Annotated in this window: 13 protein-coding genes; 6 read left to right on the forward strand and 7 right to left on the reverse strand. The window is 73.2% G+C overall.

Going from position 1 to position 12,223, the window contains the following annotated elements:
• Nucleotides 1-25 precede the first annotated feature (25 nt).
• The 5 genes from ACFYXU_RS01430 to ACFYXU_RS01450 form a co-directional block, all read right to left on the reverse strand.
• Complete coding sequence (locus ACFYXU_RS01430) at nt 26-700, reverse strand: TetR/AcrR family transcriptional regulator (RefSeq protein ID WP_376513879.1); 675 nt, start codon at nt 698-700, stop codon at nt 26-28.
• Nucleotides 697-1,380, reverse strand: a complete 684-nt coding sequence (locus ACFYXU_RS01435; RefSeq protein WP_376513877.1) for a DUF4166 domain-containing protein — start codon at nt 1,378-1,380, stop codon at nt 697-699. Before ACFYXU_RS01435 ends, ACFYXU_RS01430 begins: the two co-directional genes overlap by 4 nt.
• The gene (locus tag ACFYXU_RS01440; RefSeq protein WP_376513875.1) at nt 1,377-2,099 is read right to left on the reverse strand and encodes a hypothetical protein; all 723 of its coding nucleotides are present in this window, start codon (nt 2,097-2,099) and stop codon (nt 1,377-1,379) included. Before ACFYXU_RS01440 ends, ACFYXU_RS01435 begins: the two co-directional genes overlap by 4 nt.
• A gap of 220 nt (nt 2,100-2,319) precedes the next feature.
• Nucleotides 2,320-2,613 carry an MTH1187 family thiamine-binding protein gene (locus tag ACFYXU_RS01445; protein ID WP_046909184.1) on the reverse strand — a complete coding sequence of 98 codons (294 nt, stop codon included), beginning with the start codon at nt 2,611-2,613 and terminating at the stop codon, nt 2,320-2,322.
• Nucleotides 2,610-2,963: a DUF3817 domain-containing protein gene (locus tag ACFYXU_RS01450; protein WP_329850006.1), complete on the reverse strand. Its 354-nt coding sequence runs from the start codon at nt 2,961-2,963 to the stop codon at nt 2,610-2,612. The genes ACFYXU_RS01445 and ACFYXU_RS01450 overlap by 4 nt, the downstream gene beginning before the upstream one ends.
• A gap of 107 nt (nt 2,964-3,070) precedes the next feature.
• Here ACFYXU_RS01450 and ACFYXU_RS01455 point away from each other — a divergent pair, with 107 nt between their 5' ends.
• The 4 genes from ACFYXU_RS01455 (at nt 3,071) to ACFYXU_RS01470 (ending at nt 5,746) form a co-directional block, all read left to right on the forward strand.
• Nucleotides 3,071-3,709 (forward strand): AIM24 family protein, encoded by a 639-nt coding sequence (locus tag ACFYXU_RS01455; protein ID WP_041662875.1) that lies wholly within the window; start codon nt 3,071-3,073, stop codon nt 3,707-3,709.
• The gene (locus tag ACFYXU_RS01460) at nt 3,709-4,359 is read left to right on the forward strand and encodes an AIM24 family protein (RefSeq protein ID WP_376513871.1); all 651 of its coding nucleotides are present in this window, start codon (nt 3,709-3,711) and stop codon (nt 4,357-4,359) included. The genes ACFYXU_RS01455 and ACFYXU_RS01460 overlap by 1 nt, the downstream gene beginning before the upstream one ends.
• Nucleotides 4,356-5,141, forward strand: a complete 786-nt coding sequence (locus ACFYXU_RS01465; protein ID WP_376513869.1) for an AIM24 family protein — start codon at nt 4,356-4,358, stop codon at nt 5,139-5,141. The genes ACFYXU_RS01460 and ACFYXU_RS01465 overlap by 4 nt, the downstream gene beginning before the upstream one ends.
• Nucleotides 5,142-5,269: 128 nt before the next feature.
• A complete protein-coding gene (locus ACFYXU_RS01470) occupies nt 5,270-5,746 on the forward strand; it encodes a MarR family transcriptional regulator (protein WP_329850011.1) in 477 nt (158 codons plus the stop codon).
• Nucleotides 5,747-5,808: 62 nt separating this feature from the next.
• Here ACFYXU_RS01470 and meaB read toward each other — a convergent pair whose 3' ends face one another.
• The gene (meaB, locus tag ACFYXU_RS01475; protein ID WP_329850013.1) at nt 5,809-6,765 is read right to left on the reverse strand and encodes a methylmalonyl Co-A mutase-associated GTPase MeaB; all 957 of its coding nucleotides are present in this window, start codon (nt 6,763-6,765) and stop codon (nt 5,809-5,811) included.
• 29 nt (nt 6,766-6,794) lie between these two features.
• Nucleotides 6,795-8,003, reverse strand: coding sequence for an acetyl-CoA C-acetyltransferase (locus tag ACFYXU_RS01480; RefSeq protein ID WP_329850014.1), 1,209 nt, complete (start codon nt 8,001-8,003; stop codon nt 6,795-6,797).
• Nucleotides 8,004-8,140: 137 nt separating this feature from the next.
• On the opposite strand from ACFYXU_RS01480, the gene mce reads away from it, so the two are divergent.
• Nucleotides 8,141-8,593: a methylmalonyl-CoA epimerase gene (gene mce / locus ACFYXU_RS01485; protein WP_376513867.1), complete on the forward strand. Its 453-nt coding sequence runs from the start codon at nt 8,141-8,143 to the stop codon at nt 8,591-8,593.
• A gap of 212 nt (nt 8,594-8,805) precedes the next feature.
• A partial coding sequence (scy, locus tag ACFYXU_RS01490; RefSeq protein WP_389456182.1) for a polarized growth protein Scy occupies nt 8,806-12,223 on the forward strand: 3,418 nt, incomplete at its 3' end.

A 12,223-nucleotide genomic window follows, 5' to 3' on the forward strand; every position in this document is an offset into this window, starting at 1 on the left:
CGGCCCCTCGCCCCGGGGGGACCGGTCACGCGTCCAGCCGCCGCCGCAGCGTGTACGTGACGGCCTTGCGCGCCACCGGGTTCAGTTCCTCCACCGCCGCGATCAGCGCGCCGAGCTGTTCGAGCGCGGTGAGCGCCGCCTCCGCGCCCGCCGGGTCGACGCCCTCGTAGAGTTCGAGCCCGACGAAGGAGGCCGCGACCGCGCGGGCGAGGCCCGCGGGGTCGGTGAAGCCGGCGAGCGGCGTCCCGGCGAGGACGCGGACGAGCACCCGCTCGATCTCGGCGATCCACAGGTCGAGCCCGGCGGCGGTGGCCGGGGCGAGCCCGGGGTGGGTCTGGGCGCCCGCGAGCAGCTGCCCGAGGACGGCGACATGGCCGGCGTCCCGCTCCTCAGCGTGCATCTCGCGCCCGAAGGCGAGGAGTTCGGAGAGGCTGGTGACGGCGCCGAGCCGCTCGCGGTGGCGGGCCACCCGGCGCTCGGCGCCGTGCCGGCAGGCGGCGGAGAGCAGTTCGTCGACGGAGCCGAAGTGGTAGAAGACGAGCGCCTGGTTGACCCCCGCGGTGGTCGCGATCGCGCGCGCGGAGGTCTTGGCGATGCCCTGTTCGACGAGGGTGCGCAGGGCGCCGTCGAGGAGCTTCTCCCGGGTCTCCCGGCTCCTGGCGTCCCGTCCCTTCGCGTCCGCCGCGGCCCGCCCGCTCATGCCCGTACCTCCTCGCGCACGGGGCGCAGCCCGGCGCGCACCCCGTGGGAGCGTACGTCGGCGTAGGTGGCGGTGAAGGACCCCCGGTAGCCGAAGAGGGGCCCGGCGTAGCGGTTGACCACCCGGACGTCGATGTGGAAGCGGCCGGTGCGCTCGTCGAAGGACTCGCGCACCTCGGCCCGGGCGCCGAGCAGTTCGGGGACGCGCACGTCGAGCGGGCCCTCGCGGAAGCGGTGTTCGCCGGAGGTGATGAGCAGCGAGCCGTCGGCCTGGGCGGTGGGGTGGAGGTCGCTCGCGAGGTGCTGGTGGGTGCCGAGGTAGTCGAGGACGCAGTCGCGCTCGGGGCTGTGGACCATGGTGGCGTCGAAGCGCCGGGGGCCGCCGGGCAGGGCGAAGGTGCGGACGAAGGTGACGGTCTCCCGCCCGTACGAGTCGAGGTAGGGGACGTTCTCGATGGTGAAGGGGACGTCGCGGCCGGTGCGGGGCAGCAGGATGTTCCGCAGCCCGCCGAGGGCGAGGAAGGGCTTCACGAAGGCCCGGCCGTGCCAGACGCGGTCCATGACGCCGCGTCCGACGCACAGCTCGCCGCTCGCGAGCCCGACCGAGAAACGCCGCTGGAGCTCGGGGTGCAGCCGCTCGAAGGCGGCGTCCCCCATGGCGGTGCGGAAGATCGAGGTCATGACCGCTCCAGGGTGGCGAGGAGCCGGGGCTCGCGGTGGCGGGCGGGCGGGGTGCGCAGACAGCGCCGGGCCGCGGGGGCGCGTGAGGACGGCGGTACGAGGACGGCGGCGGCGAGTCCGAGGACGGTGAGCGGGAGGGCCAGGAGGGACACGAGCCCGAGGGGCAGCAGGGTGGCGAGCCAGGGCACGGCCACGAGCAGGATCCGGGCGGCGGCTTCGAGGAGCCAGCGGTCGCGGGAGCGCTCGGGGGTGATGTCCCGCTCGCACCAGAGCCGCAGCCGGTCGAAGGACCAGGCGGTGGCCCAGCCCATGAGGGGCCGGAGGAGGAGCCGGTCGGCGGTGCGGCCCGCGCGGCCCCAGCGGGGCCGGTAGTCGTAGCCGGTGAGGAAGCGGACGCCGTCGGGGGTGGGGAGGTAGCGCCAGTAGCCGCTGCCCTCGGCGAGGAGCGAGAGCGGGTGCGGCGAGGCGAAGCGCAGGGCGGAGACCCGGTCGCCGCCGGCCCGGTGGCGCTCCCCCGCGGAGACACCGGTGCCGGCGACGGTCAGGAAGGGCAGGACGCGGGTCGCGTAGCGGAAGTGCCGGGGCTCGCCCTCGGTGTGCGGGAGCGGGGAGATCTCCGTGAACCGCAGGTCCCACCGCTGGTGACGGTCGGGCTCCTGGGTGCGTTCCCAGAGGGTCTCCAGGTCCGTGCGTATCCGTGTCTCGATGTAGAGACCCATGGCTGTTCCCCCGGCTCCTCCAGCATTTTGAGCGACTGCTCAAAACTGCCTCGGGAGGGAACGTAGCCGATTTTGAGCAGTCGCTCAACCGATGGGCACTGAGGAGCCCCCGGTCCTGGGTCCAGGACCGGGGGCTCCTCAGTGCGGCGTCGGGGATCAGGCCGCGAGGTGGACGCTCCACCGTCACGCCGGGGATGACGCTCCACCGTCACGCCGGGGATCACGCCCCCAGGTGACGCTCCACCGTCTCGACCTTCGAGGTCAGACCGTCCGTCACACCCGGCCGGATGTCGGCCTTCAGGACCACCGAGACGCGCGGCGCGCGGGCCTCGACGGCGGCGACGGCCCGCTTCACGACGTCCATGACCTCGTCCCACTCCCCCTCGATCGAGGTGAACATGGCGTCGGTACGGTTCGGGAGCCCGGACTCGCGGACGACCCGGACGGCGTCGGCGACGTAGGCGCCGACCTCCTCCCCCACGCCCAGGGGGGTCACGGAGAACGCGACGATCATGCCTTCACCGCGCCCTGGGCCCGCTCGGCACGGGCGCGGGAGGCGATCACCGCGTCCTGCGCCTCGCGCTTCAGCTTCCGCTCGGCGTAGAAGCCGCCGAAGGGCAGCACCGAGAGGACGAAGTAGAGGGCGGCCTTCCCGAAGCTCCACCGGGTGCGGTTCCAGGCGTCCAGCCAGAAGAGGACGTACAGGACGAAGAGGATGCCGTGGACCGCGCCCATGACGGGCACCGCGTTGAACTCCGTCGTCCGCTTGAGCACCGAGCAGACCAGCAGGAGCAGGAACGAGACGGCCTCCGGCGCGGAGACGAGCCGGAGCCGGTGGAGGGAGGAAGCGGTCTTGATGTCCACGGAGGGGGTCACCTTCGTTCGATCTTGTGAACGGATGCACAAGGGCCCGTCCATTGTGCACGGCGACTTTGCTGTCTCTTTAGCCGGGGGCCCAGTACCTTCCTCGGGTGGCAACGTTCCGACTCCAAGGCAGCAAGGTGCTCGCCGTCTCCATGACCGGCGACGCCGTCAAGGCGAAGAACGGCTCGATGGTCGCCTACGACGGCCAGATGGCGTTCAAGAAGATGAGCGGCGGCGGTGAGGGCCTGCGCGGCATGGTGACCCGCCGGCTCACGGGTGAGCAGATGGAGGTGATGGAGGTGCGCGGCCAGGGGACCTGCTGGTTCGCCGACCGGGCCTCCGAGATCAACCTCGTCTCGCTGCACGGCGACAAGCTCTGGGTCGAGGCGAGCAATCTGCTCTGCACCGACGCGGGGCTGCGCACCGGCACCACCTTCACGGGGCTGCGCGGCGGCGCCACCGGCAACGGTCTCTTCACGACGACCGTCGAGGGCACGGGCCAGGCGGCGATCATGTCGGACGGCCCTGCGGTGGTGCTGCGGGTGACCCCGCAGTATCCGCTCCAGGTCGACCCCGGCGCGTACATCGCCCACCAGGGCAACCTCCAGCAGCACTTCCAGTCCGGGGTGACCTTCCGCACCCTGATGGGCGAGGGGGGCGGCGAGGCCTTCCAGATCCGCTTCGAGGGCGACGGCCTCGTGTACGTCCAGCCGAGCGAGCGCAACACGATCGGAGGGGACGTCTAGTGCCGTTCCGCGAGATCAACTCCAAGATGGTCGAGGCGACCGTCGTCCCCGGGCAGCGGATGTTCAGCCAGCGCGGCGCGATGCTCGCGTACCGCGGCGACGTCAGTTTCACGCCGAACATGGCGGGCGGCCAGGGCGGCCTCATGTCGATGATCGGCCGCCGGGTGGCCGGCGAGGCGACGCCGCTGATGACCGTCGAGGGCAACGGCACGGTGATGTTCGGGCACGGCGGCCACCACATCCAGGTGATCGCGCTGACGGGCGACACCCTGTACGTCGAGGCCGACCGGCTGCTCGCCTTCGACGGGACCCTGGAGCAGGGCACGATGTTCATGGGGTCGCAGGGCGGGGTCATGGGCATGGTCCGCGGCCAGGTGACCGGTCAGGGCCTCTTCACCACGACCCTGAAGGGCCACGGCGCGGTGGCCGTGATGGCGCACGGCGGGGTCATCGAGCTGCCGATCACCCCGGGGCGCCCGGTCCACGTGGACCCGCAGGCGTACGTGGCGCACCACGGCGACGTGCGGAACAAGCTCTCCACGGCGCTCGGCTGGCGCGACATGGTGGGGCGCGGCTCCGGCGAGGCCTTCCAGCTGGAGCTGAGCGGCAGCGGCGCGGTGTACGTCCAGGCCTCGGAGGAGAAGCTGTGAGCACCCCTGTCATCCACGACCCGCAGTCCCTGCCGTCGGACGACAACGTCAATCCGTACACCTTCTGCGTGGAGCTCAAGGGCTCCCAGTGGTTCCTCCAGAAGGGGAAGATGATCGCCTACTACGGGCGGATCGAGTTCAACGGCATCGGGCACGGCCGGCTGGACCGGCTGGTGCGGACGTCCTTCCACTCGCCGCTGCACGCGAGCGACTGGGTGGTGGCCGAGGGCAGCGGGAAGATGCTGCTCGCGGACCGGGCCTTCGACGTGAACTCGTACGACCTGGACGAGGGCAATCTGACGATCCGCTCGGGGAACCTGCTGGCCTACCAGCCGACGCTGGCGCTGAAGCAGTCGATCGTGCCGGGCTTCGTGACGCTGATCGGGACGGGCAAGTTCGTGGCGGCGTCGAACGGTCCGGTGGTCTTCATGGAGCCGCCGATGCGGGTGGACCCGCAGGCGCTGGTCGGGTGGGCGGACTGCCCGTCGCCCTGCCACCACTACGACCACGGCTACATGACGGGCGTCATGGGCGGCGTCCGCGCGCTGACGGGCATCGGCGGCACCTCGGGCGAGGAGCACCAGTTCGAGTTCGTGGGCGCGGGTACGGTGCTCCTCCAGTCGACGGAGCTGCTGATGGCGGAGCGGGCGGCCGGTGCGCCGCCGGCGCAGGCGGGCGTTCCGGGCGGGCACGGGGCGCCTGGTTCCGGCCAGGGGCCGCTGGGCGCGGTACCGCGCCTTCCCGGCCAGCTCGGTGACCTCCAGCGTCGCTTCGGCCTGTAGCCGGTACTCTGCGGAGTGTGACGGCATCGAACGCCTGAGCCGGTTGCGCACGGGGGCGCCCGGCGCGGTGCGCGGCGTCACACTCCCGGACTTCGTCAAGTATTCAACTTCTTAGGTAGAATCCATACATGGACACCGAGACGGCCACCCCCTGGCTCACCGACGGCGAGCAGTGCGCCTGGCGCACGTTCCTGGACGTCCAGAGAATGCTGACGTACCAGCTGGAGCGCGACCTCCAGCCCTTCGGCCTGACGATGAACGACTACGAGATCCTGGTGAACCTCTCGGAGTCGCCGGAGCGGCGGCTGCGCATGAGCGACCTCGCCGCCGCCACCCTCCAGTCGAAGAGCCGGCTCTCCCACCAGATCACCCGCATGGAGAACGCCGGTCTCGTACGCCGCGAGAACTGCGAGTCCGACCGGCGCGGGCTGTACGCCGTGCTGACGGACGACGGCATGGAGACCATGCGCAAGGTCGCCCCGCACCACGTCGAGTCGGTCCGCACCCACTTCATCGACCAGCTCAGCGGCGAGGCCCTCGGCGACCTCCACGAGTCGCTCAAGCCGATCGCCGAGAAGCTCCGCGGCCGCCGCGGCAAGCCGTGACCTGACAGAGAACGCGAAGGGCCCCTCCGGTCTCCGGAGGGGCCCTTCGCGCGTCCCGGGGATCAGTTTCCGGTCAGGCTCGCGACCAGCTCGTCGGCGGCGGCGTACGGATCGAGAGCGCCCGCCGTGATCCGCTCGGCGAGCGCGTCAAGACGCCGGTCGCCGCGCAGGTCGCCGATGCGCTCGCGCAGGGCCGTCACCGCGATGGTCTCCACCTCGCGGGCCGCGCGGGTGCGGCGGCGCTCCGCCAGGACCCCGTGCTCCTCCATCCACGCCCGGTGCTTCTCCAGGGCCTCCACGACCTCGTCGATGCCCTCGCCGCGCGCCGCGACCGTCTTCACGATCGGCGGCCGCCAGTCGCCGGGGCCCCGCGCCTCGCCCAGACCCAGCATGTGGTTGAGCTCCCGGGCGGTGGCGTCCGCGCCGTCCCGGTCGGCCTTGTTCACCACGTACAGGTCGCCGATCTCCAGGATGCCCGCCTTCGCGGCCTGGATCCCGTCGCCCATGCCCGGCGCCAGGAGCACCACCGAGGTGTCGGCCTGCGAGGCGATCTCGACCTCCGACTGCCCGACGCCGACCGTCTCCACCAGGATCACCTCGCAGCCCGCCGCGTCGAGGACGCGGATGGCCTGCGGGGCGGACCAGGCGAGCCCGCCCAGATGGCCGCGGGTGGCCATGGAGCGGATGTAGACGCCCGGGTCGGAGGCGTGGTCCGACATCCGGATCCGGTCGCCGAGGAGCGCTCCCCCGCTGAACGGCGAGGACGGGTCGACGGCGAGGACGCCGACCCGCTTCCCGGCCCTGCGGTACGCGGAGACCAGCGCGGACGTCGACGTGGACTTGCCCACGCCCGGCGAGCCCGTCAGGCCCACCACGTACGCGCCCCCGGTGAGCGGCGCGAGCGCCGCCATGACCTCGCGCAGCTGCGGGGACGCCCCCTCCACCAGCGAGATCAGCCGGGCCACGGCCCGCGGCCGGCCCTCCCGTGCCTGAGCGACGAGTTCGGGGACGTCCACCATCTGCGCTGCTCCTTGCCTGGGGCGGGTGCTTACTTGCCGTTGCCGGGGACGCGCACGATCAGCGCGTCGCCCTGGCCGCCGCCGCCGCACAGGGCCGCCGCGCCGATGCCGCCGCCGCGCCGCTTGAGCTCCAGGGCGAGGTGGAGCACGACACGGGCGCCGGACATGCCGATGGGGTGGCCGAGGGCGATCGCGCCGCCGTTGACGTTCACCTTCTCGGGGGTAACACCGAGGTCTTTCATTGACTGGACGGCGACCGCGGCGAAGGCCTCGTTGATCTCGATCAGGTCGAGGTCCTCGACGCCCAGGCCCTCCTTGCCGAGGGCGTGCAGGATCGCGTTCGAGGGCTGCGACTGGAGCGAGTTGTCCGGTCCCGCGACGTTGCCGTGGGCGCCGATCTCGGCGATCCACTCCAGGCCGAGCTCCTCCGCCTTCGCCTTGCTCATCACGACCACGGCGGCGGCGCCGTCGGAGATCTGCGAGGAGGTGCCGGCGGTGATGGTGCCGTCCTTGGCGAAGGCCGGGCGGAGCTTGCCGAGGGACTCGGCGGTGGTCTCCGCGCGGATCCCCTCGTCCTTCGAGAAGATCACCGGGTCGCCCTTGCGCTGCGGGATCTCGACCGGGGTGATCTCGGCCTCGAAGAGGCCGTTCTTCTGGGCGGCGGCCGCGCGCTGGTGCGAGAGGGCGGCGATCTCGTCCTGCTCGGGGCGGCGGATGCCCAGGCGGGTGTTGTGCTTCTCCGTGGACTCGCCCATGGCGATGCCCTCGATGGAGTCGGTGAGACCGTCGTACGCCATCGCGTCGAGCATCTCGACGGCGCCGTACTTGAAGCCGTCGCGGGACTTCGGCAGCAGGTGCGGGGCGTTCGTCATGGACTCCTGGCCGCCGGCGACGACCACGTCGAACTCGCCGGCGCGGATCAGCTGGTCGGCGAGCGCGATGGCGTCGAGGCCCGAGAGACAGACCTTGTTGACGGTGAGCGCGGGGACGTTCATCGGGATGCCCGCCTTGATGGCGGCCTGACGGGCGGGGATCTGCCCGGCGCCCGCCTGGAGCACCTGGCCCATGATCACGTACTGCACCTGGTCGCCGCCGATGCCGGCCCGGTCCAGGGCCGCCTTGATGGCGAAGCCGCCGAGGTCGGCGCCCGAGAAGGACTTGAGCGAGCCGAGCAGGCGCCCCATGGGCGTGCGGGCGCCCGCGACGATCACTGAGGTGGTACCGGTCGTTCCAGACATGAGGCACGGCCCCTAGGGATGAGAAGTGAACGAGGGTTTACCGCCAATGTACTGAGCGGCGCCGCACGCGGTCACCGGCCGGATGGTGTGATCGCGCGCACGTTGCGTAACCATCCTTCCGGCGGTGCACTGGAGGCATGCTGACGCGTATCGACCACATCGGGATCGCCTGTTTCGACCTGGACAGGACCGTCGAGTTCTACCGTGCCACGTACGGTTTCGAGGTCTACCACTCCGAGGTCAACGAGGAGCAGGGCGTCCGCGAGGCCATGCTCCGGATCAACGCCACCGACGACGGCGGGGCCTCGTACCTCCAGCTCCTGGAACCGACCCGGGAGGACTCCGCGGTGGGCAAGTGGCTCGCCAAGAACGGCGAGGGCGTGCACCACATCGCCTTCGGCACCGCGGACGTCGACGGGGACGCCGAGGCCATCCGCGGCAAGGGCGTCCGGGTCCTCTACGACGAGCCGCGGATCGGCTCCATGGGCTCCCGGATCACCTTCCTCCACCCCAAGGACTGCCACGGCGTCCTCACGGAACTGGTCACTTCGGCCGAGCCGTCCGCTGACCACTCCTCAGCGGAGCACTGACCTCCGGATTCCTGGCCCGGTAGAGTGGGCGACTCCGGGCCGGGGCCGGTCGGGGCCGCCCCGTGCGGCATCGCAGTCGGGATGTCGGGGTCGTCCGATCTGCCACGATTCCCCGGGGGCCGTCCTCGGCCTTGAGGGCGTGCTCGTTGGAGTTGCGACCAGGGTTGGGGTCTCCCCTGCTCGAAGAGCTCGGGGAAGGATGGGACCGCGCAGTGCGGGGCTACGAACGCCAGGAGAGCCACCGAGCTGAAGACGACCATCTCGCCAGGTTCGAAGCCGAGATGGACCGGCTGAAGACCGAACGCGAGAAGGCCGTCCAGCACGCCGAGGACCTCGGCTACCAGGTCGAGGTCTTGCGCGCCAAGCTCCACGAGGCACGGCGCACCATCGCGTCCCGGCCGGCGTACGACAGCGCGGACATCGGCTACCAGGCCGAGCAGATGCTGCGGAACGCGCAGGCGCAGGCCGAGCAGCTCCGCCAGGACGCCGAGCGGGAGCTCCGCGAGGCCCGGGCCCAGACGCAGCGCATCCTCCAGGAGCACGCCGAGCACCAGGCCAGGCTCCAGGCTGAACTGCACAACGAGGCCGTCCAGCGCCGTCAGCAGCTCGACCAGGAGCTCAACGAGCGCCGCCAGACCGTCGAGGCGCACGTCAACGAGAACGTCGCCTGGGCCGAACAGCTGCGCGCCCGCACGGAGTCCCAGGCCCGCCGCCTGATGGAGGAGTCCCGCGCGGAGGCCGAGCAGGCGCTCGCCACCGCCCGCGCCGAGGCCACCCGTCTCGCCGAGGAGACCAACCGCAGGGCCGGCGCCGAGGCGGAGTCCGCCCGTGCCGAGGCCGAAGCGATTCTGCTGCGCGCCCGCAAGGACGCCGAGCGGCTCATCGGCGCCGCCTCCAGCCAGGCGCAGGAGGCCACCGCCCACGCCGAGCAGCTCCGCTCCAGCACCGCCGCCGAGACCGACCAGGCCCGCCGGCAGGCCACCGAGCTCTCCCGCGCCGCCGAACAGCGCATGCAGGAGGCCGAGGAGAGGCTCCGGGTCGCCCGCGCCGAGGCCGAGAAGGGCCTCGCCGAGGCCAAGGAGTCCGCCGCCAGGCAGCTCGCCGGCGCCGAGTCGGTCAACGAGCAGCGCACCCGCACCGCCAAGGCGGAGATCGCCCGTCTCGTCGGCGAGGCCACGAAGGAGGCCGAGGCCCTCAAGGCCGAGGCCGAGGAGAAGCTCCGCGAGGCCACCGCCGAGGCCGAGAAGCTCGTCACCGAGGCCTCCGAGAAGGCCGTCACGGCCGCCGCCGAGGACTCCGCCGCCGCCCTCGCCAAGGCCGCCCGCAGCGCCGAGGAGATCCTCACCAAGGCCTCCGAGGACGCCCGGGAGACCACCCGCAAGGCCTCCGAGGAGGCCGAGCGGGTCCGCCGCGAGGCCGAGACCGAGGCCGACCGGCTGCGCGCCGAGGCCGGCGAGCAGGCCGACGAGCTGCTCGGCTCCGCCAAGGACGACACCAAGGAGTACCGAGCCAAGACGGTCGAGCTCCAGGAGGAGGCCCGCCGACTGCGCGGCGAGGCCGAGGCGCTGCGCGCCGAGGCCGTCGACGAGGGCGAGCGGATCCGCGGCGAGGCCCGCCGCGAGGCCCTCCAGCAGATCGAGGAGGCGGCCAGGACCGCCGAGGAGCTCCTCACCAAGGCCCGTACCGACGCCGAGGAGCAGCGCACCAAGGCCGGCGCCGAGAGCGAGCGGGTCAAGTCGGAGGCGATGGAGCGCGCCCAGACGCTCCGGACCCAGGCCGAGGAGACCCTGGAGCGCACCCGCGCCGAGGCCGAGCGGCTGCGCGCCGAGGCCGAGGAGCAGGCCGATGCGGTGAAGGGCGCGGCCGAGGAGGCCGCCGCCGGGCTGCGGGCGGACGCCGAGCGGGCCGCCGAGGCCCGCCGCGCGGAGGCCGCCGCCGAGCTGACCCGGCTGCACACGGACGCCGAGGCGAAGGTCGCCGCGGCCGGTGAGGAGCTCAGCGACGCCCGTGCCGAGGGCGAGCGGATCCGGCGCGAGGCCGCCGAGGAGGCGGAGCGCCAGCGGACCGAGTCCGCCGAGCGGATCCGTGCGCTCGGGGAACAGTCCGAGCAGGAGGCCGAGCGGCTGCGCGCCGAGGCCGCCTCGGACGCGTCCACCACGCGCACCGAGGCCGAGGCCGCCGCCGTACGGCTGCGGGGCGAGGCCGCCGAGGAGGCCGAGCGCCTGAGGTCGGAGGCCCAGGAGACCGCCGACCGGGTGCGGGCCGAGGCCGCCGCGGCCGCCGAGCGGGTCGCCGCCGAGGCCGCCGAGGCGCTGGCCGCCGCGCAGGAGGAGGCCGTCCGGCGCCGCCGGGAGGCCGAGGAGACCCTCGATTCGGCCCGCTCCGAGGCCGGACGGGAGCGCGAGCACGCCCGCGAGCAGTCCGAGGAGCTGCTCGCCGCCGCCCGCAAGCGCGTCGAGGAGGCGCAGGCCGAGGCGCAGCGCCTGGTCGAGGAGGCGGACGCCCGGGCGACCGAGGTGGTCGCCACGGCCTCGCGCGCCGCGCAGGAGGTGCGGGACTCGGTGGCCGGGCTGCGCGAGCAGGCCGAGGAGGAGGTCGCCGGGCTGCGCAGTGCCGCCGAGCACGCGGCCGAGCGGACGAGGAGCGAGGCGCAGGAGGAGGCGGACCGGGTCCGCGCCGACGCGTACGAGGAGCGGGAGCGGGCGTCCGAGGACGCCGTCCGCACGCGGGAGCGTGCCCAGGTGGAGTCGGAGGCGGCGAAGGCGCTGGCGGAGCGGACGGTCACGGACGCGCTCGCCGAGGCCGAGAAGCTGCGGTCGGACACCGCCGAGTACGCCCAGCGGGTACGGACCGAGGTGACGGACTCGCTCGCCTCGGCGGAGCAGGACGCGGCCCGCACGCGCGCCGACGCCCGGGACGACGCCAACCGGATCCGTTCGGAGGCCGCCGAGCGCGCCGAGGCGACGGTCGGCGAGGCGCGGACCGAGGCCGACCGGATCGGTGCCGAGGCGGACCGGGCCCTGGACGAGGCCCGTCAGGCCGCCGACAAGCGCCGCGCGGACGCCGCCGAGCAGGCCGACACCCTCATCGGCGAGGCCACCGCGGAGGCCGAGCGGCTCACCGCCGAGGCCGCCGCGCTGCGCGCCGAGGCCGAGCAGGTCAAGGCGGACGGCGAGGCGCAGGCGGAGGCGCTGCGCGCCGAGGCACGCACCGAGGGCGAGCAGGTCCTCGACGAGGCCCGCAAGGCCGCCGACAAGCGCCGCACCGACGCCGCCGAGCAGGCCGACACCCTCATCGGCGAGGCGACCGCCGAGGCCGAGCGGCTCACGGCCGAGGCCGTCGAGCTGATGGAGACGACCGAGCAGGACGCCCAGCGCCTGCGCGCCGAGGCCGAGCAGGTCAAGGCGGACGGCGAGGCGCAGGCGGAGGCGCTGCGCGCCGAGGCACGCGCCGAGGGCGAGCAGGTCCTCGACGAGGCCCGCAAGGCCGCCGACAAGCGCCGCACCGACGCCGCCGAGCAGGCCGACACCCTGATCGGCGAGGCGACCGCCGAGGCCGAGCGGCTCACGGCCGAGGCCGTCGAGCTGATGGAGACGACCGAGCAGGACGCCCAGCGCCTGCGCGCCGAGG

The sequence above is a fragment of the Streptomyces sp. NPDC002232 genome, from assembly GCF_042890295.1.
Lineage (GTDB): Bacteria > Actinomycetota > Actinomycetes > Streptomycetales > Streptomycetaceae > Streptomyces.

Coding starts and splice junctions, on each gene's coding strand:
- meaB (WP_329850013.1), bottom strand. CDS start 6,765: ATGGTGGACGTCCCCGAACTCGTCGCTCAGGCACGGGAGGGCCGGCCG.
- ACFYXU_RS01430 (WP_376513879.1), bottom strand. CDS start 700: ATGAGCGGGCGGGCCGCGGCGGACGCGAAGGGACGGGACGCCAGGAGC.
- mce (WP_376513867.1), top strand. CDS start 8,141: ATGCTGACGCGTATCGACCACATCGGGATCGCCTGTTTCGACCTGGAC.
- ACFYXU_RS01440 (WP_376513875.1), bottom strand. CDS start 2,099: ATGGGTCTCTACATCGAGACACGGATACGCACGGACCTGGAGACCCTC.
- ACFYXU_RS01470 (WP_329850011.1), top strand. CDS start 5,270: ATGGACACCGAGACGGCCACCCCCTGGCTCACCGACGGCGAGCAGTGC.
- ACFYXU_RS01445 (WP_046909184.1), bottom strand. CDS start 2,613: ATGATCGTCGCGTTCTCCGTGACCCCCCTGGGCGTGGGGGAGGAGGTC.
- ACFYXU_RS01435 (WP_376513877.1), bottom strand. CDS start 1,380: ATGACCTCGATCTTCCGCACCGCCATGGGGGACGCCGCCTTCGAGCGG.
- ACFYXU_RS01480 (WP_329850014.1), bottom strand. CDS start 8,003: ATGTCTGGAACGACCGGTACCACCTCAGTGATCGTCGCGGGCGCCCGC.